Below are 25879 nucleotides of genomic sequence, written 5' to 3'. Positions count from 1 at the left end.
AAAATGAGACTTAAAATTGCTCGGCTCACTGTGTTTGATATCCTGTTGATAGTTATTGTTTTTTTTGCTGTTTTGCCACTTATTTACCCTAAGCTTATTTCCATGATCGGAAACTACGTTATTTGGTATGTCCTCTTTGCGTCAGCCTGGGTACTGATCACCTTCTCGACACGACCTGCCTACTTCTTATTTCCGACCAAGTTTCGACTGGTGGTTTTTATAGTTATAGCACTAATCATATTAGTACCCTTCCTTGCACAAAACATTGTTTTAATGCGACGTTTTATATCGCTTTCCTCAATCTTAATGTTCTTTCTCTTTTACGATTTCAATAAAAGCACTTCTAGACAACACATTACAAAGTATATTCTTTTACTCATTATTCCTTTTGTTTTATTAACATCAATAGAAACGTTGATAGCGTTGGAAAGGAATGCATTTATCAGTCGCGCAATCAAGTCTTCCGGCGAAAGGACTTTGGACATATTGAGTCAGGGGATTGGCGGGTATGATTTCATATATTCCCTAGTCATTGTTGTGCCTCTCTTAATCAGTCGAACTCTAGAAGTGGGATTTATCAGAAAGCCGTTTAAGGGTCTTCTCTGCATAACGCTTCTTACCTTAATGACTGCTGTTATTTTAAAGTCTAACTACTTCACCGCTCTTGTAATGATGATTGTTGGTGTAATCATTATTGCCTTTAAGCACGTACAAACATCTAAGTTAAAATCAATTTATATACCGTTGTTATTTTTTAGTTCAGTGGTTGGTATAACTACTTTTTCTGGAATAACACTTTGGGCACCGGAGATACTGGGTGTTATTGAAACGATTTTTGGAAGTAGTTTAACAGGCGAGCGACTGACGATTCTCATTGAATACCTTGCTTATGGGAATGATCTTAGTGCCATCACAACGAGAGAGGGGGTCCTTCTTCAGGGCGTTGTTAATTCCTTTAGCTACTTCCCATTCGGTTTGATTTTTAGTCAGGAGAGCGACAGGTTCTATCAAATAATTACTCACCACTCTTTTATCTTTGATACATTGAGTATTCTGGGGTGGCTCGGTGGTTTGTTTATCTACTGCATATTTTTACCGCTGATCTCTCGGTTAAGAAGAGGGCAGAAGTTTGAGGCCTTATCGGTTTTGGTACCTTTTATAATAGTATCAATTAACAATAATTTGAGCTATCTCATTGGGTTTACTACCTTTTTCGTTGTTTTATACATACTGGATACCAAAACTTTAAATAATGAATAGTTATGACATATTAATTTTAGCAAACTCACCCTTTACGGTAATAAACTTTCGTACGGAACTCATAGAGGAGTTAATTTCTTTGGGCCACAGAGTCACGGTGCTTTGTCCATCAGAATGTAGCCTTATTTCTGAAACAAATTCTTTGGCGAGCTTCAAAAAAATGGGTGTCATGCATATACCGTTGAAGATAGAGCGTACGTCGGATTCATTGTTTGGAGAGCTTCGTTGTATCATGTCCATTTCAAATACGGTTAGGAAGCTTAAGCCCTATGCTATTTTGAACTTTACCATCAAAGCAAATCTTTATGGCTCAATAGCTGCGCTATTTTCGCGAAAGACAAAGGTATTCTCGAATATTACAGGTTTAGGTCATGCACTCGCTGGCGTAACTGAAATTTGGAGTCTTAAGGGGAATTTTTTTAAGTCTTTATACAGGCTTGCATTAATTAGGAATGAGAAGGTTTTTTTTCAAAATCGAGACGATTTACAGTTTTTTAGCGAGAATAAGTTGTTATCACAATCTAAGGCTGTATTGATCAATGGCTCTGGCGTTTGCACACAAAAGTTTAAAACTGGCCGTAAAAAAAATTGTGTGCCGCCTATTCGGTTTTTGTTTGTAGGACGTTTATTGAGGACTAAAGGCATTCTTGAGTATCTAGAAGCAGCGGTTCAAATTAGTAAGAGTAGAGAGCTGATTGAGTTTTGGGTCGTGGGAGGAGCAGATGATAATCCCGCTAACGTAGAGAAAAGTCGATTGGAATGCTACGAGAAAGTTAATACGATTAAGTTTTTAGGCCACCGCAATGATATGAAACAGGTCTATGAGCAATGCAATGTTTTTGTTTTACCTTCCTACAGGGAAGGTACACCAAAATCAGCTTTGGAAGCAATGTCAATGAGTATGCCTATTATTACTACCGATGCGCCAGGATGCCGAGAGACGGTGGAGGTGGGAGCTAATGGATATCTTATTCCGACCAAAGATGTAGCGGAACTGGTTAATGCGATGATGAACTTTGTAGAAGAACCAACACTAATAGATAAAATGGGTGCCGAGAGCAGACAAATGGCGATACGTAAATTCGACGTGAAGCTGATTAATGAAAAAATCATTTCGACGATAATGCAATAGCGCATTGTAGCGTAAAAACTAATAGTCTAATTTTCGTCAATTAGTGATTAAAGTTTAATTTCGTTGGTTAATAGATTGGAAGTGTTTGATTTGAAAGTTGGAGTTTCGGGGGTAACAGGGTTTATTGGCAATGAAATTTATAAGCGCCTCCAAAAAAAGGGGTTAAAACTTACGCCATTTACGCGATATTCGAGTCCTAGTCCGAACTCATCGCATCACTTTTTAGACCTAGAGAGAGTTACTTGTTTAAGTTTTTCGGTTCCAGAGCTTGATGTGTTTGTGCATTGCGCAGGAATGGCACATAAGACGCCATCAGAGAAACGCTTCCCTCTATCAATGTTCATAAGGGTTAATACCAATGGGACGCTAACTTTGGCAGAGCGTTTAGCTGCGCATGGGGCAAAGAGATTTGTGTATATTAGCAGCGCCAATATCAACCATCGTGAAAACAAGTTAATCATCAAGTACCGTGATGGCTGCAAAATTAATCCAATAGATTATGATTTAACCTCAAAAGCATTAACCGAAGAAGGGCTACGCGAAATTGCTGCTCGCACCGGCATGGAGGTCACTATCATTCGACCGCCGTTGGTGTATGGTCCGGGAGTCAAAGCAAACTTTGCTGCAATGATGCGTCTTGCGCAACGCAATTTACCCTTGCCACTGGCATCGGTTCGGAATAAGCGCAGTATGGTTGCTTTGGATAATCTGGTCGATTTAATCGTCACCTGTGTTAGCCACCCAAATGCAGGTAATCAGACATTTATGGTCAGTGATGACGCCGATGTATCCACTCCTGAATTGTTGTCGGCAATGACCCGTGCATACGGCAAGAAGCCTCGATTACTTCCATGCCCACCAGGGTTACTTTCCTTCGCTGCGCGAGTATTGGGCAAAAGAGCAATCGCTGAGCGTCTTTTAGGTTCGCTACAGGTGGATATAAAACATACCCAACAGGTTTTAGGCTGGACGCCACGCGTCAAGCTGGAAGATGTACTCAAGGAGATGGTTCGTGATTCGCTTGTTTGATTTCTTTTTTTCGCTACTAGGATTAATTGTAGGCTTTCCCATACTAGTTATTTTGTTTGTCATCGGTTTATTTGACACCGGGTCACCCTTATTTCGTCAAGAGAGGGTGGGGCGTCATGGGCGTCCGTTTACTTTGGTGAAATTTCGGACCATGCGCGTCGATACCGCATCGGTCGCTTCGCACTTAGCTAGTTCGGCATCCATTACTAAGTTTGGCCATTTTTTACGACGTACTAAACTTGATGAATTACCTCAGCTGTGGAACGTTTTGAAAGGTGAAATGAGTTTAGTAGGCCCGCGTCCATGTCTGTTCAATCAAGAAGAGCTTATTGAAGAGCGCCGCTCGCGTGGTGTGCTAGAGGCTCGTCCGGGTATTACCGGGCTGGCGCAAGTGAGTGAAATTGATATGTCTATTCCTGTTTTACTGGCTGAAACTGATGCGAAAATGGTGAGGAATTTAACGGTTAAAGCCTATTTTAAATATATTTTTATGACTGTATTTGGAGCGGGGCAAGGTGATCGTGTTAGCAAATAAACGTCTCGACTTTTGTGATCGGTTAAAAAGGGCGCCATTCGGCGCCCTTTTCACACTTGTTACACTGTTTTAACAAGGCTACAATGCTTGCAGAGAATCAATACAACAGACCCACGGACTAACTCACACGGAAGCAATCAGTGAACGCATTACTTAAAATCTTACAGTTGCCGCGCACGGCGAAGCGTTTTGTGAGTCTTTTTGCCGATGCAGGCGCCATGCTCGTTGCTTTGGTCAGTGCATACTTACTAAGTAATGGCGCGGTGATGCCGATACACCCGGGAATCTTCCTGCTTATTTTCGGGCTATTAGTGATCGGCTCGACTGCTGTTTTCGTGAAACTCGGCCTTTATCGCGCAGTGGTGCGATATGTAAGTGTGCGTGCTTTGGCTTTGGTGGTGTTGGGTGTATTTGTCTCGACGCTTTGGCTATGGGCATTAACGCGTCTGTTCTCAGTCGATATGCCACTTAGTGGCATCGTCAACTACGGCTTATTCGCCTTGCTTATCATTGGCGGTAGCCGCTTAGCCATGCGGGAAATGTATCAACGTATGGTTAGCCGTCAGAAAGTCCGGGTGATGATTTATGGCGCCGGCTCTGCAGGGCGACAACTCGCACAAGCGTTAATCAATGGCGAGCAATATCAGCCGGTGGTCTTTGTGGACGATGATGCAACCCTGCAAAGCTCAACCATTCTAGGTATTCCTGTTATTTCACCAGAGCAAGTTGCGGATGCGATCGAAAACAAACACGTCGAACGTATTCTGTTAGCGCTGCCATCGGCATCACGCGCTGTGCGTAAACAAATTCTAGAAAGCCTTGAACCGCTGAATGTCAAAGTGCAAACCGTGCCTGGCATGGCCGATATGGTTGAAGGCGATGTCGCCATCGATGCATTGCAAGATGTGCAAATCGAGGATTTACTCGGGCGCGACCCGGTTGCCCCCAATCCAAAACTGATGGCCCAGCATATTCAAGGTAAAGTGGTGTTGGTGACCGGGGCTGGTGGTTCGATTGGCTCCGAGTTGTGTCGCCAGATTATCCAGCAAAAACCAAAAACCTTGGTGTTGTACGAACTCAGTGAGTTTGGTTTATATAGCATCGATAACGAGTTGCGCCGTTTAGCCAAACGTCATGGCATCGAGTGCGACATCCATCCGATTATTGGCACTGTGCAGCGCCGCAACCGTATCGAAGCGGTGATGCAAACCTTTAAAGTACAAACTGTCTATCACGCGGCGGCCTACAAACATGTGCCGCTGGTTGAATTTAATATGGTCGAAGGGGTACGCAACAACGTCTTTGGCACCTGGCATACCGCAGAAGCGGCAGTCAAAGCAGGAGTTGAGCAGTTTGTACTCATTTCAACCGATAAAGCCGTGCGCCCCACCAATGTGATGGGTACGACCAAGCGCTTATCTGAACTGGTGTTGCAATCACTGGCTGAGCGTTCGCCGTCTACACGTTTTTGTATGGTTCGTTTTGGTAACGTGCTTGGCTCGTCAGGCTCAGTGGTACCGTTATTCAAGCAGCAAATTGAAGCGGGCGGTCCGGTCACTGTCACCCACCCAGAGATTACCCGTTATTTTATGACTATTCCTGAGGCCGCGCAGTTGGTGATTCAAGCCGGCACCATGGGTTCATCCGGTGACGTGTTTGTGCTTGATATGGGCGAGCCGGTGAAAATTATCGACCTTGCTAAGAAAATGATTCATTTATCGGGCCTAGAAGTACGTGACGAGAATAACCCCCACGGCGATATCGAAATATCATACAGCGGTCTGCGCCCAGGTGAAAAACTCTACGAAGAGCTATTGATTGGCGACAACGTAGTCGATTGCGACCACGAACGCATCTGCCGCGCCATCGAAGACTTCCTGCCCTGGGACGAGACCGCCAAGCTTCTCGAAGAACTCGACGATGCTTGCCAAAACTTCCGCATCGAAAGGTTGCGTGAGCTGTTATTAAGCGCACCTTGCGGCTATGCCCCAACCGAGAGCGAGGTGAATGATTTGTTGTGGAAGAATGGGGCGCGGAGTAGCTAGGTGGTGACGCTACTCAGCCTCGCCCGCTTTATCGGGCTGATCCCGAATCCTGATACCATGGATGTCACTGAGCGGCGGTAGATCGCTCCTTATACCTCCTCTCTACATCATGCCCCAATCCGCAGTAGCCATAGCAACGCTCCTGCCGCATAATATAAAAAACATCGGAAGAACGATATAAGTCAGGGGAAAGTCACAATGCCTAAATCCACGTCTCAAAACCCTGCTTTACACGCTGCTTTACTAGAGATGTTGGTCGATCTTGATACCTTATGCCGAAGTCATAAGCTGAATTATCAGTTGGCAGCTGGCACCTTGCTTGGTGCGATTCGTGAGCAGCAATTAATTGGATGGGATAAAGATGCTGATATTTGTTTACCGCGGGCAGACTTTGATCGTTTTATGCGAGTGGCTGAGCAGAGCTTACCCAAGCGATACTTTCTACAACACTGGCTAAGTGAAGAGAGTTATTTTTCATTGGTGACCAAGCTGCGTCTGCGCGGCACTCGGCGGATTTCAGAGAATGTGCCAGAGCAACTGCCAAACCCGACGACTCATGAGGGGATTGCAGTGGATGTTTTCCCATTTGATGCGGTGCAACCGAATAGTTTGCTTGGCAGGTTCCATATGTGGCTTTGCGCCAACTTCAAACTACTTGTACTGTTGCGTCTTGTTGGAGCGCAAAAGCGTTTATTTAAAAATAGACGTCCACTCTGGCAACAATCAATTGCTTGGCTTGCTTATCATATTCTCCGAGTGGTTCCTAAAAGTACCTTCATGAAGCTTTATTATCGGCTAGTCACTTTCTATTCACGCAAGAAAAAACCAACCGGTTATGTTGCTTGTTTGGTATCCATGCCTCGAGCCGCTAAACAACGTTTACCTCGGATTCGACCGCTGAACTCGATTACTGACACTGTTACAGCCGATCTTTATGATTTCGATTTCCCTGTACCACACAATTACCATCAGGTGTTGAGTAACCTTTATGGTGACTACATGCAACCGCCACCACCAGCCGAGCGTCACTTAGGTATGCACGTAGAATTTGGTATACCAGAGAGCTGACTCTCCCGCCATTGTCGCACCGATAAAATACGGCGGCGCCCCTTTTCATCATAAACCCCTACCCCAACCCAAGGCTGTACCACCGAAGTCTGGCACGAGCCCAAATGCAGGCATAGCGCGTCTTTTTTATTGCTTATCTGTATATGCTCTGAGTATTTATTAAAGTTACGGCGCGCCGGCAAGCTCTCCATCGCTTCACACAATAGCGCAGCGTGCTCTGCAGGTCGTGACGACTGTAGATTTCTCTGTGCACTTTTAAGCGCCTCATCATTTGCCACCCGTCCAGTCTGTATAAACGTTTCATAGGTTTTGAACATCTGCTTGCGTGCCTGTTCAGTGCCGCCAATTAATTGCGCGATATCAAACAAACCAATGCGGATCTTGTCGCAACTTAATTGGTCACAGAGCGCCTCAAGTTCTTCAAGATAAGCTTGTTGGTCCGCTTGCGAAATGCCATTAATGTTTTCGATTACACCACTGGTATAGGTTAGCGTAAATTCAACTCCTGCGGTGTGGAGCTCTGCCAATGGTGCGGCATATTCACGTAGGTATTCAAGCCAAAATGTCTCTGCTAAATTAGGTTTTGGACTAGCAGGCGCGTCGGGATGTTTATAGCCGCCAAACGGTACGCTAAATTTAATCGGCTCTTGAGTGGCGATAGCCGCAGCCAGTTTACGATAAATATCATCGCTTAGGTCTTTTGCCACAGCACTGCGCCGATAGGGGCGTCTGACGATTAATTTGTATAACGTGTCTAGCTGGGTAAACTCGAGCGGACTCTCTTGCCAATAGCGGGGTTGTGCCTGGCTGTATTCGAACGCATTTAGATTTGGCATAACTCCTTGCCAAAGCGCTGCTTTATTGCGAATTTCCACCAAACAACGAAAGGTGCTTGGGAAGTCTTGAGCGAAGTCATTGGCAAGGAAACGGACCAAAGCCTCGAAGTAAAACTGTGGGTCGTCGTAACGAAAGCGTTGTCGATAGCCGCTAGGGTTTAACAACTTGTACATAAACTTGCGCCCACCAAAGCGTAAATATCGCACCAATAATGTTAAGGGCTCGGGAATTTGATGGGCTTCGCCCAAGTTCGGTTGACCTGGCGCAAACTTAAATTGTACCGCATGGCTATGAAGGCTAAGCAGGTCATCATCGCGACTGCTTAGATGTTTCGTGCTGGTGAAGTCGATATCCATAATTGGTAGTTGCTGCCAATAGGTGATGGAACCGTCGAGTCGTTGCTGCAGATTATTTTGGCGCTCTTGATGGTTTAGCGTCGAGCACAACTCGGGGTCGGCAAGAATTATGTTTTTGGGCGTTGCATCCCGAAATGGAATACAGCAAAGCTGGTTCCACTGCTGCTCAAGTTTTGCGAGCTCTTGGGTAGCGGGTGCTTTGATATCTAATAACTGACAGATACTTCCCAGCAGTTGCCCTACTTGTTGTTGAAATGGGTAAGGCTCTTGGGTGAGAGTATTCTTGTGCTGTTCAAGAACAGCTTGGATTGCCTGCAGGCGTTCGTTGCAACGCTGCATAAGACAGGCTTTAATCTCGCTATATTTGGGTTGCTGCAATTGCCGTAGCAAGTCATAAAGACGGATGCCACGCACGGCCTCAACCACTAATTCTCGCCCTTTACAACGAACTAGAGCGGGGGTGTAGTTTGGCAAGTGCTTTTGGAGCAACCTAAGTACAGCGGCTTCGTGACGGGCGGCTTGTTCTGACTCACATTGTTTAAAGTAGTAAGAGCCGTCCATTTGGTCGGCGTTGGCATCGCTGCGTTTATCTTTATTGAGATTATGCTCAAAATAATCGAGTACTTGCTCATTCACTTGTGGGCGCAAAGCGAGCAAGTCGGCATAGGTATCGATATCAGTTGCTGCAAACTCAGGAACCTCAATCACTTCCACAGGCTCTTGCTGCCGCGCTAAAACTTGCCATTGCTTCTGTTGACTCGGGGCCGACATTAGCTCGTGGATCGTTTGTGGTGCTGGCCAGAATACGGCGTGAGCCATGGTGTGGGTTGGCACCTCGGTTGAATCGAACGCGTGAACTTTGTTCGCTGCTACTGTTACTGTAACCTCGGTTGGCGTTTGCTCGTCGTCGCGCAGTTTAGTGCAAGCAATTGTGCTGCGAGTTAATGGTTGGGCAACGGTTTTGTCTAAAAACTCTCTGCTATAGAGGGTATCCGCAAAGAGTACCCATGTTGGTCGCTGAGGCAATTGCCGGAAACTGTGCTGTAAGGTTTGCATCATGCTTCGCTTGGTAAAATCTGTGTGTGGCGCAAGACACTTGAGCTGTGGATGACGATGAGTTACGGTCGCACTAAGCAGAGGAGCAGCACAGCCTGTCGCGATGTAAATGTGGTTAGGTTCAACTCCAAGCTCTACTAAGTGGTCCAGCAGCAGCATCAAGCTACCGCGACTATCCCAGATAGGAACTAATGCTTTGTGTTGAAATTGTTGTACGATTGCTGTTGGAGCGGTTGCACGAAATCGCTGCGAATTACCTGCAGCTAGTATCAAAATCTGACTAACGACTGCCATGATTTGCTATATTGGTTTTGTTTAACAATATTAACGCAGATATTTCCATTATGTTCAATAAATTAGTGCTTAAATTTTTATGGAATAACTAAAGTGATAACATTGGTATCGTTTGGTTTAAGCACTTCTGTTAGTTTGGCTTTGCGGGCTGTGACTTTGCCTTTAATGAGCTGGCTCGTGGCGCCTGAATTATTGGCTCAATTTGCTTTGTGGCAACTCGCATTGGGGTTTGGGGTGCTGCTAGCAGGGCAGGGCTTGGGGCATGCTTTGGTGCGAGATTTTCATGAATTATCTGTGCCGGAGCAGCAACAACTACTTGCCCAATTATTTATTGTTGCACTCGTTTTAGGTGGGCTTATTGCAGTTGTAATGTTTGCGCTCACCGCGCCGATGGTTAGCATCTTTAGTGGGTTTAGCCCGCCCTCAGCGATCTGGTTCATGCTGCCTATATTAATGATAATGCAGTGGGGCACGAGCTTTTTACGGTTAAGCCAGTTAGCGCGAGCTTTTGCTTTGATGCAAATTGGTGGTCGGGTGGTTTGGTTGCTGTTGCTGCTTGCGATGTGGTGGTTTAGCAACGGTCAAGGATTGCGCTCTGCTCAGCAATTGCTGACATTATGGTTTGTTGCGGAGCTGCTTAATACTGCTGTGTTATTGTGGTTAATTCGAACTCAGTTGAGCCAGGCGTTTGCGCTGCGCCGCGATTGGTTTGCTGCGGTATGGCGGCAGCGATTTGGTGCGATGTTGACCTATGCACGACCCTTGCTACTGTCTGAGGGGTTGTATTGGGCAATGGGCGCTTTGGGTGCGGTGCTGTTAACTGCTTGGCACGGTCTCAGTTCGATGGCGATATATGCTATGGCAGTGGCTGTTGGCAGTGTTGGTAGTATGGCTGGTCAGGTATTTAATACGGTGTGGTTACCTGAGGTTTACAAATCTTATCAGAGTTCTGGTGAGTTACCTTGGTTACCTCGTCGGGCATTGCAACTAACACTGCTGGCGCTGTGCTTTGTTGTGGTTGCGGCACTCGCAAGTGTAGTGTTGTGGTGGGTGTTACCGGCAAGTTATGAACAAGTGCCATATCTTGTTGCAGCGACTGCTTTGAAGCCGATTCTCATGGCGCTACAGCGTGTTTCCGCAATTGGGATTGAGTTGCGCCGCGTGACTTGGGTGAGCCCTTTGGCTATGGTTTCTGGGTTGGCGCTGCAATTGTTTTTCGCATGGTGGCTGATCCCTGTTTATGCCGCAGCTGGTGCGATTGTTAGTCTGCTGCTTGGGGCACTGGTATTTTGGACAGTTAAGACGGTTATGGCGTCGATCTTATGGCAACCGATTGGCGCTAGCAAGATCATTTCATTGGTATGGTTCGCTGCTGGGTTGGCGTGCTTTGTTGCTTTGAGTTCGGTGTGAACCCTGGAAAAGCAATCTAGGAGGGGCAGCCCCTCCTTAAATTTCTCGTACAAACATGGAGGTTACTTTGCAAATTCTTCACCACGGCGCCGGGGATGGCGTGACGGGCTCTTGCCATGAGTTCTTTGTTACCGATCGTGATTCGCTGCTGATCGATTGCGGACTGTTTCAGGGGGCGGAGGTTGCTTTTGCGGGGTCTGGTTCGGGTTCGAGGGATTCGGCGGGGCAGGAGATTGAGTTCGCGCTGGATGCGGTGCGTGGGTTAGTGCTTACTCACTGTCATATCGACCACTGTGGGCGCTTACCTTGGTTGTTTATGGCCGGATTTCGGGCGCCGATTTACTGTACTGAGGCGACTGCGGCATTGCTACCTTTGGTAATTGAAGATGCTATGAAGGTCGGTATGGGGGCGGGCGCTGAGGCGGTAGCGGCGATGTTGCGCTTGCTGCATGAGTGGCTGCGACCGGTCGGCTATGATGAGTGGGTTGAGGTTTCGCTGGAGGCTGAGCCGTTGCAGATGCGCTTGCGTGAGGCCGGGCATATTCTTGGCTCGGCTTACGTCGAGTTTGATGTTGCCGATGGTCGACGGGTGGTGTTTAGCGGCGATATTGGCTGCAGGGGTACGCCGCTTTTAAACGACCCGGCGCCGCTTGAGCGGGCCGATGTGCTGGTGCTTGAGAGTACCTATGGCGACCGCCTGCATGAATCCCGTGCTGACCGCGCCGAGCGCTTGCGCTTGGTGGTGGAGCGGGCGTTTGCCAATGGTGGCACTGTACTTGTTCCGGCCTTTAGCATTGGTCGCACCCAAGAGCTACTGTATGAATTGGAGGATTTGATTCATCGCTATGCCGCGCAAGACGAGCGCTGGCGCAAGATGACGGTGATTCTGGATTCGCCTTTGGCATCGCGCTATACCGCCATGTATCGGCGCTTGAAGCCACTTTGGGATGCGCAGTCGCGGGCGCGCCTTGGCGATGACCGCCATCCGCTGAATTTTGAGCGTCTGCTGGTGGTCGAGAGCCATGCTGAGCATGAGCGTATTTTGGATTACCTAGCGGCTTCGGGTGACCCTTGTATTGTGCTTGCTGCTTCGGGCATGTGTACTGGCGGGCGGATCGTGAATTACTTGCGCGCGATGCTCCCGGACGAGCGCACGGATGTGGTTTTTGTCGGCTACCAAGCTGCCGGCACCCCTGGCCGCGATATTCAGCGTTATGGGCCCGATGGTGGCTACGTTATCTTGGACGGCGAGCGCGTGGATATCCGTGCTGGAGTGTATACCTTAGGCGGCTACTCTGCTCATGCTGACCAAGCTGAGCTATTGGATTTTATCGGCAGCGCCGCTGGCGCCGTTGGCGAAGTGCGCTTGGTACATGGGACGGAACAAGCACAAGCCGCTTTAGCTGCGAAAATTCGCTCGCGCTTTGATATTCGTGTTAAATTTGCTAGTAATAGATAAACATTTGTGACGGAGCTCAAGATGTCGGCAGCGAATTCACCCGTATATCAAATTCACCAGTTACATGATAACCCTTACGTTTTTGTTATTGATGACTTTTTCACTGCAGCCGAAGCGGAAAATTTGGTTCAAATCGCTCGTGATAAAATGCAGCGGGCGCGAGTAAGTGACGATAATGCCGGTTCGATCAGTGACGGTCGCACCAATAGCGTGCACTGGGTGAGTCACGATTGTAACCAGCTTAGCCTGCAATTAGCGGAACGTGTTGCGCAGGCTATCGATAAGCCGCTCTCACATGCTGAGTCGTTTCAAGTGATTCATTATGGCCCTGAGCAACAGTATCGTGCCCATTTTGATTCGTATGATATGTCCACCGAGCGCGGTCAACGTTGTACCGCTCGCGGAGGGCAACGCTTATGGACCGCTCTGGGTTATTTAAATGATGTGAGCGCCGGTGGCGAGACTGAATTCCCCAAGCTAGGTATTAAAGTTGCACCAAAATTTGGGCGTTTGCTTATTTTTAGTAATGTAGTCTTTGGAAGCACCGACGTGCACCCGCAAAGTTTACATGCCGGATGCCCGGTAGCAGCCGGTGAAAAATGGGCGTTTAACCTTTGGTTTCACGAGCGCGAATTTAGCTAAACGGGGCGGGCGCCCCAGTGTGGGTAGAGGCGGCGGACGAGGCGGTTGAGTGCGCGTTCGATAAATCCGGCGCGGTGCGGCTCGCTGTCCTTTTCGGCCAACGGCGCGGCGACCATACCGGCCCCGACTGTGGCGTTGCTTACGGGGTCGATTAGGATAAACGCGCCCATCGCCTTATTTTTCTTGTAACGGTCAAATACGACCGGCTCAAGCATATGCATATCAACCGTGCCGATTTCATTCAGGCCAAGCTCGCCCGCCGGCTGCTCAATTTGGCTATTCACGTCGACCCGATTCTTCACCGTCTCGCAATAGCCCCGCGTGACTTTACAGCCCATCTTCACTAGGTATTCTCGCCCGGGAGTTAGGGCTTGTTGATGCAGCCAGACCATTTTCGCGCGCAATCGCGAGCTGGTATTCGGCAATGCATCTTTCTCCGCAATCACATCACCACGGCTGATATCAATTTCGTCGTTCAAGGTAAGCGTCACCGCCTGCGGAGCCGCCGCGTACTCAAGTTCACCGTCATAGGTGACGATGCTTTTCACGGTACTGATTTGCCCGCTCGGTAAGGTGCGAATGGTATCGCCAACGCGCACGCTGCCCGATACGATCGTCCCCGCGTAGCCGCGGAAATTCGCATCCGGACGGTTCACATATTGCACCGGAAAGCGGAAGTTGCCGTCGCGTTGACGCTGAATGGGTAGCGTCTCGAGGTACGACAGCAAGGTGCGCCCGCGGAACCAAGGTGTATTCGTACTTTTGTGGACGACATTGTCGCCTTTTAGCGCTGATATCGGCACAAAATGGATGTCCGGAATATCGAGATGACCGGCAAGTTTAAGATAGTCGCTCTGGATAGCTTTATAAGCGGCTTGTGAGAAATCGACCAAATCCATTTTGTTCACCGCCACGATGACATGCTTAATGCCAAGTAAGCTAACGATGTAACTATGCCGACGCGTTTGTTGCAGCACGCCCTTGTCCGCATCGATGAGGATAATCGCGAGATCGCTAGTGCTGGCGCCGGTCGCCATATTGCGGGTGTACTGCTCATGGCCTGGGGTGTCAGCGATGATAAATTTGCGCTTCTCGGTGCTGAAATAGCGGTACGCCACATCGATGGTGATGCCTTGTTCACGCTCGCTTTGCAGGCCGTCGACTAGGTGTGCGAGATCGACCTCACCGGCGGCATTTTTGTGTAGCGCATTGAGTTGGTCGGTGTAGACTTTTTGGCTGTCATGCAGCAACCGTCCAATCAGGGTGCTCTTGCCGTCATCGACGCTACCGCAGGTAATAAATCGGAGCAATTCCATCAGAAATATCCCTCCCGCTTCTTCGCTTCCATCGAGGCGGCGCTGTCGTGGTCGATCATGCGACCCTCGCGCTCGGAGGTTGTAGCGCTGAGCATTTCTTCAATTATGGCCGCGACTGTGGTTGCCTCTGATTCAATCGCAGCGGTCAGTGGGTAGCATCCTAGTGTGCGAAATCGCACCATTTTCACCTGCGCTTGTTCGTTTTTTTCGAGGGGTAATCGCTCATCATCGACCATAATGAGTTGGCCGTTACGCTTTACAACCGGGCGCGGTTTGGCGAAATAGAGCTCGGGGATGGCGATGTTTTCTTGTTCGATGTACTGCCAAATATCAAGTTCGGTCCAGTTGCTAAGCGGAAACACGCGGATGCTCTCGCCCTTGTGGATGCGACCATTGTAGAGGTTCCATAGCTCTGGGCGCTGATTTTTCGGGTCCCATCTATGGTGTTGGTCGCGAAAACTATAAACCCGCTCTTTTGCTCGTGACTTTTCCTCATCGCGCCGTGCACCGCCAAATGCGGCGTCAAACTGATAATGATCAAGCGCCTGCTTGAGCGCTTGAGTCTTCATGATATCCGTGTGCACTGCGCTGCCACTGCTGATCGGATTGATGCCTTGCTCGAGGCCTTGCTGATTGGTGTGGGTGAGCAGCTCAAGTTGCAACTGCTCAGCGAGATTATCGCGAAAGGCAATCATCTCTTTGAATTTCCAGGTGGTATCGATATGCAGCAAAGGGAAGGGAATGCGTCCCGGTGCGAATGCCTTGCGTGCCAGATGCAACAATACCGAGCTGTCCTTGCCGATCGAGTAAAGCATCACCGGCTTCGCAAATTCAGCGGCGACTTCACGGAAAATGTGAATGGCTTCGGCTTCAAGTTGTTGTAGGTGATTGCTGCTCATGGTTGTTCTATGTTTTCTCTTGGGCTCTGCTATCGGGCGACAAAATGGGGGTTGAGTAATGACTCGCTCTGATTATACCGCAGCGGTTGGCCATTGAGCTGCTCAACGCTGCCGCCAGCTGCGCTTACGATAGCATGGGCGGCGGCGGTATCCCACTCGGATGTGGGGCCAAGCCTTGGGTAGAGGTCGGCGGCGCTCTCGGCAATTAAGCATAATTTGAGTGAGCTACCCATTTCGACGAGTTCATAGGGGCGTTTTAGGTTGGTTAGGTAGTCGCTCAATTCTGGCGAAGGATGCGAACGCGAACCCACCACCCGCAACTTTTCAGGGTTCGTTTGGCGCGCCTGAATGGCCTCTTGATTTTTGTAGCTACCCACCCCGAAAGCCCCGCTGTATATGGTTTTCAGCGCCGGTGCGTAGACACACCCCAGGAGGGGCAGCCCCTTGTGGATAAGTGCGATATTCACGGTAAATTCGCCGTTGCGCTTGATGAACTCTTTGGTGCCGTCGAGCGGGTCGATAAGCCAGTAGCTTTCCCAGTTTTGGCGTTGTTGCCATGAGATGTGCTCAGATTCTTCTGATAATTGTGGCAGCTCGGCGTGCTCATGCCTAAGGCTTTGTAGTGCCTCGGTGATGTGCCGATGCGCGGCAAGGTCGGCTTGGGTGAGGGGACTGTCGTCGGCTTTGCTTTGCGTCGCGATGCGCGCTTGGAAGTCTGGCGCATTGTATATTTGCATGATCTTTTCGCCGGCTTGGGTGGCGATATGGCTGACGTCTGCGAGCAGATTTTCGTTCACTGACATGGGCTTAGCTGGCCTTTTTCAACTAGGTACTGGATGATTTTTGCGACAGCTTGCGCTGGCGTTAGTTTTGCTGTGTCGATGTGAATTTCTGGCTCTTGCGGCGCTTCATAGGGAGCGTCTAAGCCGGTGAAGTTTTTGATTTCGCCTTGTTGTGCCTTTTTGTATAGGCCTTTGGGGTCGCGTTCGATACAGGTTTGAAGGGGCGTATCGACGAAGACTTCGACGTAGTTTGGTGTAAGCTTTTGCCGAATCGCGGCGCGATCTTTTGCGTACGGGCTAATCAGAGCGGCGATAACGATTAATCCGGCGTCTGTGAGAATTTTGCAGAGCTCTCCGGTGCGGCGTAGGTTCTCGTGGCGATCGTGCTCGGTAAAACCAAGATCGCTGTTAAGGCCCTGGCGCAGGATATCGCCATCTAGCAGGTAGCAGTTTTGCTGGCGCTGCTGCAATTCTGCTTGTAGCGCCTTGGCGATGGTGGTTTTGCCCGAGCCGGATAGCCCGGTGAGCCAAATGGTTGGGGCGCTGTTATTTTCCATATTTGCCTGTGACCATGCTGCGAATAAGGTTTCGGCGCCAGATGATACTGAATATGACGGCGGCTGCAATATGGATGAGCACAGCGACGAACAGTGTGTCAGCCATCCAACTGTGGATAACTTCGAGGGTCTGGTTGCCCCAGAAATAATCGACCTCTTGCATTAAGAAGCCGGTGACGCCGAGGCTTGCAACAAGTATGAGTAGCAATAGAATCATCCAGCCTGCTGCCGGGTTGTGGCCAGATTCTGGTGGCTGTTTGAACTCGCGCAGATGGGCAATGACTGCGCCTGGACCGCGGACAAAGCTGCTGAAGCGGGCGTTGGTGCTACCGATAACGCCCCAGACGACGCGGGTTAAAACGAGTGCGACGGCGCAGTAGCCGATAATTTGGTGGCTATCGTTGCCGGGTTCGAGGATGAAGTAATTAAGCGTGAAGGCGAGCACCAGTGCCCAATGAATAATGCGAACCAGTGGGTCCCAGACGCTGCTGCTCGCGTTCATAGCTTATTCTTTTTCTTCTTTAACAACCGAACCGTCGACTGGATTAAAGTAGATTTCTACTTTTTCGCCGGCTGGATTAAAGCCATAGATTTCATAGCATTGACCGTCGGTTACTTTAAACTCGCTAATTTGATAGCCATCGCTCAGTAACTGTTGTTGAAATGCGGTTTGATCGAGCCACTCGCTCATCGGTGCGTCGGTGCACACAGTTGTCGATTGCGCCCCACACCCAACTAAGAGCATGACGCCCGCTACACTTGCTGAAAGCTTCAATACATTCATGGTGATCTCCCTCACTGTTGTTAGATATGTTCACTTTACTTGCGCCACCGCGCATGTTCAAGAAAAAGGGGCAGCCCCTCAAAAAAGGAGGGGCTGCCCCTGCCTTTTTAGAGCTTTTTCAACGCAAAAGTGTTGTGGCAGGCATTGCAAGTATTGAGGAGTTGCAGGCTCTGTTGGCGCACACTAGTGGCGTCCTGGGTAGTAGCCATTTCGCGCCATTGCTGCATCACCCCGCGATTCATCGCGCGAAATGCTTCTGGGAGTTCGCTGTCCATATTGGCAGGGCGTCCGTTTTTATTGGCTTGTAGAAAGCTGCGAATGAGTGTTCGAACTTGCTCCGTGTCGTTATGTTCGGTGGCTGCAGATACCTTGGTGTAGGTTTCTAGCATCGCCCGCATGCGGTATTTGATGTAATCATGCGTGTCGGCGCTTACCTCGATTAGCATGCTTGGCTGAGGACTCGCCGCCCACGCTTTGTCACCCAAAACAAGAGGGGCAGCCCCTCCACTCAGAGCCACCAAAAGCCCAGCTAAAAGTAAGGGGCTGCCCCTCCTGTTTTTAACGATAGTCACCATGTTAAACCTCTAAAATATAAAGCTATTTACTTTCAAAGAAGCAGGGGCTGCCCCCTTTTTTGGCAGGGGCTGCCCCCTCTACGCTGACCTCGAATGTCCTTAACTTTAAGCATCTTAACTTGGCTTACTTTAGAAAGTCTTAAATTAAATTAGGACATTATGACGCAGTTTGCATTGTTACCTTTGTTCTAGATCAACAAACAAACCTGAAGATTTTTTAAATCATTACCTATAGTTACTGAGATAAGTGACGCAATTTTTGCGGGCAGAGGGGCTCGATATAGATGAATTGGCATTTGGATAGTGAGGCGTTGCGTGCTGCTGTGGAGCAATCGTTTAACTCGGTAGTGGTAACGGATGCCGGGCATAACGGTCGTGATCACAAAATAGTGTTTGCCAACCCCGCCTTTTGTCGCATGACGGGCTACTCGCAGGCGGAATTACTTGGGCAAAACCCGCGTCTGATGCGGTCATGATCACTGATAAAAACGGGCGAGCATAGCTCTGATTTCTACCAGCGCCTCTGGCAGACTATTATGGCGGGCAATAGTTACCAAGCTGTGTTTATCAATCGGCGTAAAGACGGGCGACTTATCCATTGTGATCAGACCATTACCCCGCTACTGGATGAGCATGGCGAGATTGAGCATTTTGTCTGTATTTTTCGTGATATCACCAGCCGCGAAGTTGAAACGCAGCGCTATAAAGATATGGTTAAATTGGATATTTTGACTAGTACCTTGCGCCGAGGCGCAGCAGTGATTCGGTGATCCGTTGGGGTGGTGAGGAGTTCTTGGTGTTGTTTCATGATTGCTCTTTGGCGGACGCTGCTCATATTAGCGAGAAGCTCCGCGAAGCTATTGCCGCTCTTCGGTTTGAGAAAATACCGCAGGTAACGGTTTCACTTGGGGTGGCCCAACTACGGCCTAGTGAGACCCTCAACGAGGTGATCGAGCGGGCCGACCAGGCGCTTTATGAGGCCAAGCATAATGGCCGCAACCAAGTGAAAGTGTCAGAGTAGTTCTAGAAAGGCGACCAAGGCTTGGCGCTCATCAGGGTTTATTTCAAAGCGATTTAAAAGCTCGCTAGTCTGCGGGTAGGGCAGCATCAGCGGTAGGTTTTGCGGCCGTTTCGGACGGGGCCCACCCATGCTATACATGCGCACAATTCCATCGAGTTGAGTGAATAAGCCATTGTGCATCCAAGGCTTTGTTTTGTGCAGATGTCTTAAGCTAGGGGTGCGAAATTTGCCCATGTCCTCAACTTTTTGAGTTATTTCAAATAAACCCAGATCTTCAAAACGGCGCCCGTAATAATGTAGCCCCATATTGTGATGGCGCTGATCTGAGAGCAATGCCCCACCATGACATTGAATGCACCCGGCTTTGGTGCGATACAAATGTAAGCCATGCAGTTCTTGGTCGGTAAGTGTTTGTCGCGCGGTGGTGTAATCTTTTGCCGCAACGGCATGTAAGAATGCATCTAAACGATTGTTCGGATCATTGTACGCGCTGAGCGACATTTGGAAGCTGGCGAGGGCGATGGCAATCTCATCCCAGCTTAAGTCTTGTTGATACTTTGCGCTGGCGCGCCGCGCTGCTTCGTGTGGGTCAAGGTCCATTTCAAGCGGATCGTGGAGCGGGTGCGCGGCCTGATCGATAAGGGTTGGGCTGCGGCTATCCCAGAAAAAGCTCTGCCAGAGGTGGGCGTCGAGCAGGGTGGGTGAGTTGCGTTTGCCGATACGGCCATCGACTCCGGGGCTATTACGCCGCGTGTCAGCAAAAGCATGCTCAGCGATATGGCAACTGGCGCAACTGACGGTATTATCGCGCGATAAAATCGGGTCGTGGAACAATTGTGCGCCTAAGGCCACAAGTTTGGGCGGCTGCGCAGGTGGTGCGGGTAAAGGTGCGAGATCTTCGCTCGCCCCCGGATGCATTGTCGGCCACTGCGGTTGCGGTTTCAAATACGCCTGCCAGAGCTCTTCTCCCACTAGCTCCTCGAACCACAAAAGAGGGGGCAGCCCCTTGTTTTGAGAAGGGGCTGCCCCTCCCCCTTGTGCTAGCCCCGGCACCTCTGCAAGCCTTGTATATAGCGACTCGAGAAAAGGGGCAGCCCCCTCTGGTTTTTTCGCGGCGTGAGCCATTGGCGCGACTAAAACCGCGACTAAGACTAAGCCCAACAGGGCGATTAACGGACTGCTCAAAATCAAGGTTTGTCCGAAAAGTTGTAACAAGCGATTATTGCCACGCATAGCTTACTCCAAACCAAAAGGCGCGACCGGTTTCGATGCCGGCCTGATTTGCGCCGATAGCGTAGGTGCGAGCATCAAGTAAATTGCTGATTTCCATAGTAAAGCGCAGTGCGTGTGCGGCGTTAATTTGCCAGTTGTACTGCGCTGAAAGGTCGAATAAGGTGCGAGCCCGACGGGTGACTTGTTCGTACACGGGGTAATTCAATGCGCTGATATCGCAGTCGCTACAAATTACATCACCGCGCGAGATTTCGCGTAATAAGCCGGTGTTTTCGGCGCTTTCATACTCGCCAACATAACGGGCATTAAGGCTAGTTGACCAGCTATCACTCCAAAAGCTTCTCAGCGCGATTGTAGCTGTGAGCGGGCGTGAGAAGTCGCTTTGCAGACGCGTGAGGTCGTCTAGGCTGACCAGTTGGTAGTTGAGCATACCGTTAGCGCCGGGGCGGGCGAAAAAGACAATTTCGTCTTCTGGTGTGTTGTCGACGCTGGCATCGTACGATTCTGCGTCTGTTTCGTTGCGGGTGTAGCTGGTGTGGGCCCAGATACCATGGTCGCCAAACTGCTTTTGATACGACAAGGTCAGGCGTTGATGCTGACCACTGCCGCCATTGGTTTGGAAAATTTCGGTCAAGCCATCGCGTTCGATACTATCACCGCGACTCAGTTGATCGCGCTGCCAGCGCTGCACGGCTTTGATGCTAAATACGCCGCCCCCTAGATATTGCTTCCAGGCGATGCTGGCTTCGTCGCTGTAGGGTGTGCGCACATCGTCAAAGCGATAGCGAAACCGCTGGGCCGTGGCTGAGGTGGTCCAATCTTGCACCACACCGGCACTTAAAGGCCGATATTGAGTGATGTAGCTGCGTTGCTGTTCGCGAATTTTATAGGTTAAAAGATTCGCCGCGTAGTAGCGGTTGGCGCCGATAATTAAGCGCTTATTGCTGCCAAAATCGCGACCTATTTGTAGCCGCGGAGCGATGTTAAATTGCTCGAGAAAATTATCGTAATCGGCGCGTAAACCTAGGTTAAACTGCCAATCTTGATAGCGAATGTCGTGCTCTAAATAGGCGCTCGCTTCGGTTAAATCGACTAGGATGTTTTCCAGTGGATAAACACGGCGGTATTGGAAGGCTTGGCCGCGCGTGAGCAAGTTTTGTTGGTAGGCGGCAACGTGCTCGGGGTTACTAAAGTCAATGGCGCCGCCGAGTTGTGCGGCAAGCTCTGCCAGGCTAATGGCGAAGCTTTGTTCAATACAATCAAGGGTTTGGCCGCGGCAGTCGATGTTGGCATCGCGGTATGGGCTGTTGTACACCAAGCCGGTTTCGCGGCGGAAGCGACGGAGTTCGGTGTAATCACTTTGTACGCCAAATTCGAGTTGGTGCTCTGCTCGCCCCCATTGCCATGGGTTGGGCTGCAGGCGCAGCTCGAAGCTCACGGCTTCTTGTTCTTTATCGATGTCACCGTAGCCGCCTTCCACGCTGAAGGGGATTTCGCCAATATTTAAGCCCCAATCTTTACCTGGCGCGCGATACCAGGGCAGGTAACTGTTGGGTGCGCGGCGGCTGTTTTCTGAGAAGCTATAGTTTACTTGTGTCTCAAGCTTAAACTTATCGAACTGTTTACTGGCTCGGGCGCTGGCTGTGGAGCCGCCGCCATCGATATCGAAATTTGAGCGGGCTACGTCGGTTAATAAGTATTGGCCCTGATAGGGCGAGTGGCTGGCGCTTATGGTCACTTCATCGAACCACCAATTAAAACTGGTGAAATGTACAGCGCTGCTGACTGACTCGCGTTTGGTTAATTCTGGCTGGCGCAGCGAGAGTTCGGTGATGGTTGATGTAGTGCGGCTCAAGCTGAAATTAAGGGCGTAATCTTCGCCGATTGGGGTTGCACCACTTAAATTCACCGTGCGTTTGGAAAACTCGGGTTGTTGTAGGGTCTCGTCTAACTCATTTTGTGCTTCATCGGTGCCGTTGTAGCGGCGTTCGTCGATGATTTCATAACGATTCCACGCCGAGTCACTCGCGCGGACGGTTAGGCTGAAACGCGGTTCACTGACGCGATTGCTACGCGCTTTTACATCAACCACGCCTCCTGAAAAGCCGCCAAAGCGAGCTGGGATATTGCTATCGTACACGCTCACGCTTTCAACCAATTCGGCGTTGATAAAGGTCGCTTGTGGATGCCCTTGCACATCGTTTATTTGTGCGGGGGAGCGCTCGGATGCTGCCGGGTCAAGGCGTGAATTGTTCTTCACGCCGTTAAAGTAAAAGCCGGTTTGCCAGGGCTGTGCTCCTGAGATCGAAAATAGCTGAGCACGGATCTCCGCCTGCAGTGATGCCGTAACCGAACTCTCACTGCCTTGGATGCCCGGCAAGATTGTGAGCATATCACTAATGTTGCCATTACCCAGGGGCTGCCCCTCGATAAACTCCCGGCTCAAGTCGTACTCCCCATGCACACTCATACTCTCCGGCGCATATTTGCGCCCCAACACAATAATCCGCTCCATCACCTCAAAAGAGGGGGCAGCCCCCTCCACTCCAGAAGGGGCAGCCCCTTCTTTTTCAGCCGATGTAAGCCTTTTTTCAGGAGGGGCTGCCCCCCCCTTTGGGTTCAGTTCTACCGCGGGCTGCAGAGGCGTTGCCCCCGCAAAAAGGGTAGGGGCTGCCCCCCCTATTTTAAGAGGGGCTGCCCCCTCTGTTTCAGGAGGGGCTGCCCCTGCTAGGCTAGCCAAGAGGAGTGAGGTCGTCAGCATCGGCTACTCCATCGTTGTCGGCGTCGTTGTCGGTTGGGATGTCGTTGTCAGCAAGTTGTGATTCGCTGGCATTAACGGCTAAGAAGTTGGCGAGGCCATCGGCATCGGTGTCGACGGTCGCTATCGGGCTGCGCGGAAAGTCATCTTGTAAGGCTTGGCGTTCGCTTAGCAAGGCCGTTAAGGCAATTTGCTCAGCCACTCCAAGTGGCGCGCTCGCAAGCACGTTGGTCGCACCTTCATAGGCGCGGGCATCCGCCAATAGCTCAACATAGCGCTCGGCTTGGTCTACTTGATCAAGGGCCGCAAGCTGTACATAAGTTGCGGACAACTGCTCAACTAAACCACTGACTAACGCATCAGCGCTGGCCATCCAAGCAGGGTACTGCGCTGCTAAATAGAAACCGCTACGTAGTTGCTGCAGTATGCTGGCACGGTCGAAAATTGAATCATCAGTATAATCCAAGCTAGCGACAATTTCTAAGCTATCAAGCAGCCACTCAAAGCGCTCTAATGCTGTTAATTCAACTGCCGAATCGATCCGCTCGATGCTCCGTTGTAGCACTGCCAACGCCGCATCGACAGCCGCGGCATCCACCGTCCTTTGCGCCACCATCGCCAACGCGACGGCGCGTTCGTACTCCGCCACATCCACCGCGGCGACCTGTCCCGCAACCGCATCAAGCCAGTCCGCTCGTTGTTGCAACAGTGCCTGTGCCTCGACATTAAAACCAAGCATTTGCCACGCCGCTGCCGCATCTAAACCCGCTAACATCACATCGGCAAGGCTCACAGCTCCATTAATCTCGGCAAAATGGTCCACCGCCATGCGCTCGCACACTGCCGCGGCTTCTGTTGCATCCAAGCTTGCCACTGCGTCGAAGAGTTCGACATATTTCAAGCAGCCACGGGTGCCGGTCATGTATAAGGTGCTCGAGCCATTCTCATTCCAATAGGCACTGCTGGCGAGCACCTCCAGCCCTGCTTGTAAGGCCAGGGCGGCTTCGTCTTCATAGCCAAGTAACAAGAGCTGAGCGCCTAAATACGGGCTGGCTGCGGTATTGCGACTCAAGCGTGTTTGCAAGTCGCGTAAATCTCCCGCATAGCGTTCACGCAGCAGATCAATCGCGGTATTCACTGAGCCCCCGCGCAACACTATACCCAGGGCTTCGGCATCAGCGATGGCATTCTCTGCTCGCGCATAGTCGCTGTCCGCTACCGGAATTAAAGCCAGCGCCACATTCTCGGTCGCAGTTGGGTAGAGCAGAGCAAAATATGCTGCGGCATCGACCAATGGGAATTGATAATCTAAGCGCGAGGTCTCGGCATAGGGTTTGGCTGGTCGCGCATAATCGTAGGTCACCTCGCTGTAATAACTCAAGGTTTCGGCTAACTGCTCGCGGGCGCGCTCGAGTTCGCCGATTAAGAAATAATATTCAACGGCTTGCACCGCATATAAAGGTGCGAGTCGAAATGCGCGTTGGCCGGCAAAGTCACCGCGGCTAAGAACTTGGTAGCCTGTCGCAGCGACAACTGCAGCAAATCGCTCAATCGCCGCCAGTGCAGTTAAGCGATCATTTTCAAGCCCACTGCTCTGATACACCTCAAGCGCATCACGCACTTGGTTGCGATATGCGGTAATCAAGCGCCCATAGGCGGTGCTATATTCTTGCTCAATTCCGCCTAAAACATCCGTGTACAACTGCAGCTGTTGAATGGTTTGTTCAGCGCCCGAGCTGTCACCGGCTGCGACTTGGTCATTTAGCAGGCCGAGCAAAAAGCTTGCATCACTCGAGCTTAAGTTCTCAATGCCGTTATCGGCAATAAAGGTTGCATACAGTTGCAGCGCCTCCGCACGAGTCGTGGCGGCGCGCGCCAAAGAGTCGGTACTTTCATACACATCAGCAATATCGCGCAATGCGTTGGCTCGCGCTTGTTGGCCATTTAGATGTGTAACAAAAATATCCTCAACCTGGCTGTCTAACGCCGCTTTGGCAAAGCCGACTGCCAGTGCTGTGTATGCCGTGGAGGTTTGCACGTCGTCATTAATGGGTTCTAGCCGCTCGAGTGCTCGGCGCAAATGCGATTTATCCGAGCGGTAGTAATAAGCCGCTTTATCCGCGTTGGTGACATAAGCTGGGCGTAATTCAACTGAGAAATCATTACTATCCTGGCCATCATCAAGGCGCACCATAAACGAGCTAAAGGGTAGGCTTAAATCATCAAGGCGATATTCAAATTCGCCGTTACTGGCTAACTCTAATACCCCATTAGCCGGTGCTTCGATAACACTAAATACTACCGGGTCGCCTTCCACATCTTCGGCAATCAGTTGCCCCTGCATCACCTCAGCCGCGGATACTTGTACTTCATTTGAACGCAAACGTGGCGCGTCATTTACCGGCGTCACTTCAATTTGAATCGAGTAGCGAGTGGTGCCTGCTTCAATTAGAGCACTATCTAGCCCGTTAAAGTCAGTTGCCGGGGTGTAATCAAATTGTCCCGCGCCGACACTCATCTGGCCGTTGCTTGGAGCACTGATAATAATCGGCGTGCCACTAAAGGGCAGCGCCTGCTGTAGCCGCGTGTCCTCGGCAACTGAGGCTTGAACGACCAATGTTTCAATGTCTTCACTGCCGCTGCCACCGCAGCCAACTAAACTAAGCGATAGGGCGATAAATGCCGCACTTCGAATTGCTCTCATTGGGTTTCCTCCAAGCTGAATTGGAGTTAATCTTAATGATAATGATTCGCATTTGCAACCATACGCTTTTTAAGGTTACTTTTCATTGAGGCACAGATAAAAAAAAGCCCCGCTAGGCGGGGCTTTC

Annotated in this window: 20 protein-coding genes and 2 pseudogenes; 11 read left to right on the top strand and 11 right to left on the bottom strand. The window is 50.1% G+C overall.

From position 1 onward, the window contains the following. The first annotated feature begins 3 nt into the window (after positions 1 to 3). The 6 genes from CWI83_RS05010 to CWI83_RS04985 all read left to right on the top strand — a co-directional run bounded on the left by CWI83_RS05010 (position 4) and on the right by CWI83_RS04985 (position 7069). Positions 4 to 1260, top strand: coding sequence for a hypothetical protein (locus CWI83_RS05010; protein WP_126826599.1), 1257 nt, complete (start codon positions 4 to 6; stop codon positions 1258 to 1260). Continuing rightward, positions 1253 to 2392, top strand: coding sequence for a glycosyltransferase family 4 protein (locus tag CWI83_RS05005; RefSeq protein WP_126826596.1), 1140 nt, complete (start codon positions 1253 to 1255; stop codon positions 2390 to 2392). The genes CWI83_RS05010 and CWI83_RS05005 overlap by 8 nt, the downstream gene beginning before the upstream one ends. An 81-nt stretch (positions 2393 to 2473) precedes the next feature. After that, positions 2474 to 3421 (top strand): NAD-dependent epimerase/dehydratase family protein, encoded by a 948-nt coding sequence (locus tag CWI83_RS05000; RefSeq protein WP_241969894.1) that lies wholly within the window; start codon positions 2474 to 2476, stop codon positions 3419 to 3421. Beyond that, entirely contained in the window at positions 3405 to 3956 is a 552-nt protein-coding gene (locus CWI83_RS04995) for a sugar transferase (RefSeq protein WP_126826591.1), read from the top strand. Before CWI83_RS05000 ends, CWI83_RS04995 begins: the two co-directional genes overlap by 17 nt. Before the next feature lie 140 nt (positions 3957 to 4096). Beyond that, positions 4097 to 6001 carry a polysaccharide biosynthesis protein gene (locus CWI83_RS04990; RefSeq protein WP_420849389.1) on the top strand — a complete coding sequence of 635 codons (1905 nt, stop codon included), beginning with the start codon at positions 4097 to 4099 and terminating at the stop codon, positions 5999 to 6001. Positions 6002 to 6199: 198 nt separating this feature from the next. Next, the gene (locus tag CWI83_RS04985; RefSeq protein ID WP_126826588.1) at positions 6200 to 7069 is read left to right on the top strand and encodes a LicD family protein; all 870 of its coding nucleotides are present in this window, start codon (positions 6200 to 6202) and stop codon (positions 7067 to 7069) included. Here the strand turns inward: CWI83_RS04985 and CWI83_RS04980 are convergent. Further along, the gene (locus tag CWI83_RS04980) at positions 7027 to 9612 is read right to left on the bottom strand and encodes a glycosyltransferase family protein (protein ID WP_126826585.1); all 2586 of its coding nucleotides are present in this window, start codon (positions 9610 to 9612) and stop codon (positions 7027 to 7029) included. The two genes, CWI83_RS04985 and CWI83_RS04980, sit on opposite strands and share 43 nt — an antisense overlap. A gap of 165 nt (positions 9613 to 9777) precedes the next feature. Here CWI83_RS04980 and CWI83_RS04975 point away from each other — a divergent pair, with 165 nt between their 5' ends. The 3 genes from CWI83_RS04975 (at position 9778) to CWI83_RS04965 (ending at position 13123) form a co-directional block, all read left to right on the top strand. Next, complete coding sequence (locus CWI83_RS04975) at positions 9778 to 11022, top strand: lipopolysaccharide biosynthesis protein (RefSeq protein ID WP_126826583.1); 1245 nt, start codon at positions 9778 to 9780, stop codon at positions 11020 to 11022. 67 nt (positions 11023 to 11089) lie between these two features. Beyond that, positions 11090 to 12481, top strand: coding sequence for an MBL fold metallo-hydrolase RNA specificity domain-containing protein (locus CWI83_RS04970; RefSeq protein WP_126826580.1), 1392 nt, complete (start codon positions 11090 to 11092; stop codon positions 12479 to 12481). Between the two features lie 21 nt (positions 12482 to 12502). Next, the gene (locus tag CWI83_RS04965) at positions 12503 to 13123 is read left to right on the top strand and encodes a prolyl hydroxylase family protein (RefSeq protein ID WP_126826577.1); all 621 of its coding nucleotides are present in this window, start codon (positions 12503 to 12505) and stop codon (positions 13121 to 13123) included. Here the strand turns inward: CWI83_RS04965 and cysN are convergent. From cysN to CWI83_RS04930, 7 genes and pseudogenes are all read right to left on the bottom strand, one after another. Next, positions 13120 to 14436 (bottom strand): annotated as a pseudogene (gene cysN / locus CWI83_RS04960) (sulfate adenylyltransferase subunit CysN); the annotation flags it as partial. The gene CWI83_RS04965 and the pseudogene cysN overlap by 4 nt on opposite strands. Before the next feature lie 2 nt (positions 14437 to 14438). Further along, the gene (cysD, locus tag CWI83_RS04955) at positions 14439 to 15371 is read right to left on the bottom strand and encodes a sulfate adenylyltransferase subunit CysD (protein ID WP_275540762.1); all 933 of its coding nucleotides are present in this window, start codon (positions 15369 to 15371) and stop codon (positions 14439 to 14441) included. After that, positions 15368 to 16141, bottom strand: a complete 774-nt coding sequence (gene cysQ / locus CWI83_RS04950) for a 3'(2'),5'-bisphosphate nucleotidase CysQ (protein ID WP_126826568.1) — start codon at positions 16139 to 16141, stop codon at positions 15368 to 15370. Before cysQ ends, cysD begins: the two co-directional genes overlap by 4 nt. Further along, the gene (gene cysC, locus CWI83_RS04945; protein WP_126826565.1) at positions 16132 to 16677 is read right to left on the bottom strand and encodes an adenylyl-sulfate kinase; all 546 of its coding nucleotides are present in this window, start codon (positions 16675 to 16677) and stop codon (positions 16132 to 16134) included. Before cysC ends, cysQ begins: the two co-directional genes overlap by 10 nt. Then, complete coding sequence (locus CWI83_RS04940; RefSeq protein ID WP_126826563.1) at positions 16667 to 17179, bottom strand: cytochrome b/b6 domain-containing protein; 513 nt, start codon at positions 17177 to 17179, stop codon at positions 16667 to 16669. The genes cysC and CWI83_RS04940 overlap by 11 nt, the downstream gene beginning before the upstream one ends. Before the next feature lie 3 nt (positions 17180 to 17182). Then, complete coding sequence (locus CWI83_RS04935; RefSeq protein WP_126826560.1) at positions 17183 to 17461, bottom strand: PepSY domain-containing protein; 279 nt, start codon at positions 17459 to 17461, stop codon at positions 17183 to 17185. Between the two features lie 107 nt (positions 17462 to 17568). After that, positions 17569 to 18036, bottom strand: coding sequence for a hypothetical protein (locus CWI83_RS04930; protein WP_126826557.1), 468 nt, complete (start codon positions 18034 to 18036; stop codon positions 17569 to 17571). A 284-nt stretch (positions 18037 to 18320) separates the two neighbouring features. Here CWI83_RS04930 and CWI83_RS10630 point away from each other — a divergent pair. Together CWI83_RS10630 and CWI83_RS04915 are read left to right on the top strand one after the other, a co-directional pair. Beyond that, positions 18321 to 18806: pseudogene (locus CWI83_RS10630) on the top strand (PAS domain-containing protein). Beyond that, on the top strand, positions 18803 to 19057 hold the full coding sequence (locus CWI83_RS04915; protein ID WP_126826548.1) for a GGDEF domain-containing protein: 255 nt from the start codon (positions 18803 to 18805) through the stop codon (positions 19055 to 19057). Before CWI83_RS10630 ends, CWI83_RS04915 begins: the two are co-directional and overlap by 4 nt. On the opposite strand, the gene CWI83_RS04910 is transcribed toward CWI83_RS04915, so the two are convergent. Genes CWI83_RS04910 through CWI83_RS04900 form a run of 3 tightly spaced genes read right to left on the bottom strand, consistent with a single transcriptional unit; the run spans position 19049 to position 25752 of the window. Beyond that, entirely contained in the window at positions 19049 to 20290 is a 1242-nt protein-coding gene (locus CWI83_RS04910; RefSeq protein WP_126826545.1) for a cytochrome-c peroxidase, read from the bottom strand. The two genes, CWI83_RS04915 and CWI83_RS04910, sit on opposite strands and share 9 nt — an antisense overlap. Next, positions 20277 to 23051, bottom strand: coding sequence for a TonB-dependent receptor plug domain-containing protein (locus CWI83_RS04905; protein ID WP_126826542.1), 2775 nt, complete (start codon positions 23049 to 23051; stop codon positions 20277 to 20279). The genes CWI83_RS04910 and CWI83_RS04905 overlap by 14 nt, the downstream gene beginning before the upstream one ends. Beyond that, positions 23023 to 25752 carry an Ig-like domain-containing protein gene (locus CWI83_RS04900; protein WP_126826540.1) on the bottom strand — a complete coding sequence of 910 codons (2730 nt, stop codon included), beginning with the start codon at positions 25750 to 25752 and terminating at the stop codon, positions 23023 to 23025. Before CWI83_RS04900 ends, CWI83_RS04905 begins: the two co-directional genes overlap by 29 nt. Positions 25753 to 25879: the final 127 nt, after the last annotated feature.

This window comes from Pseudidiomarina taiwanensis (assembly GCF_003987435.1).
GTDB classification, from domain to species: domain Bacteria; phylum Pseudomonadota; class Gammaproteobacteria; order Enterobacterales; family Alteromonadaceae; genus Pseudidiomarina; species Pseudidiomarina taiwanensis.
Note: the sequence above shows the minus strand (reverse complement) of the source record. Positions and strands in the feature narration are given on the sequence as shown.

Coding starts and splice junctions, on each gene's coding strand:
- CWI83_RS05010 (WP_126826599.1), top strand. CDS start 4: ATGAGACTTAAAATTGCTCGGCTCACTGTGTTTGATATCCTGTTGATA.
- CWI83_RS05005 (WP_126826596.1), top strand. CDS start 1,253: ATGAATAGTTATGACATATTAATTTTAGCAAACTCACCCTTTACGGTA.
- CWI83_RS04985 (WP_126826588.1), top strand. CDS start 6,200: ATGCCTAAATCCACGTCTCAAAACCCTGCTTTACACGCTGCTTTACTA.
- CWI83_RS04980 (WP_126826585.1), bottom strand. CDS start 9,612: ATGGCAGTCGTTAGTCAGATTTTGATACTAGCTGCAGGTAATTCGCAG.
- CWI83_RS04975 (WP_126826583.1), top strand. CDS start 9,778: ATGAGCTGGCTCGTGGCGCCTGAATTATTGGCTCAATTTGCTTTGTGG.
- CWI83_RS04965 (WP_126826577.1), top strand. CDS start 12,503: ATGTCGGCAGCGAATTCACCCGTATATCAAATTCACCAGTTACATGAT.
- cysQ (WP_126826568.1), bottom strand. CDS start 16,141: ATGTCAGTGAACGAAAATCTGCTCGCAGACGTCAGCCATATCGCCACC.
- cysC (WP_126826565.1), bottom strand. CDS start 16,677: ATGGAAAATAACAGCGCCCCAACCATTTGGCTCACCGGGCTATCCGGC.
- CWI83_RS04940 (WP_126826563.1), bottom strand. CDS start 17,179: ATGAACGCGAGCAGCAGCGTCTGGGACCCACTGGTTCGCATTATTCAT.
- CWI83_RS04935 (WP_126826560.1), bottom strand. CDS start 17,461: ATGAATGTATTGAAGCTTTCAGCAAGTGTAGCGGGCGTCATGCTCTTA.
- CWI83_RS04930 (WP_126826557.1), bottom strand. CDS start 18,036: ATGGTGACTATCGTTAAAAACAGGAGGGGCAGCCCCTTACTTTTAGCT.
- CWI83_RS04910 (WP_126826545.1), bottom strand. CDS start 20,290: ATGCGTGGCAATAATCGCTTGTTACAACTTTTCGGACAAACCTTGATT.
- CWI83_RS04905 (WP_126826542.1), bottom strand. CDS start 23,051: ATGCTGACGACCTCACTCCTCTTGGCTAGCCTAGCAGGGGCAGCCCCT.
- CWI83_RS04900 (WP_126826540.1), bottom strand. CDS start 25,752: ATGAGAGCAATTCGAAGTGCGGCATTTATCGCCCTATCGCTTAGTTTA.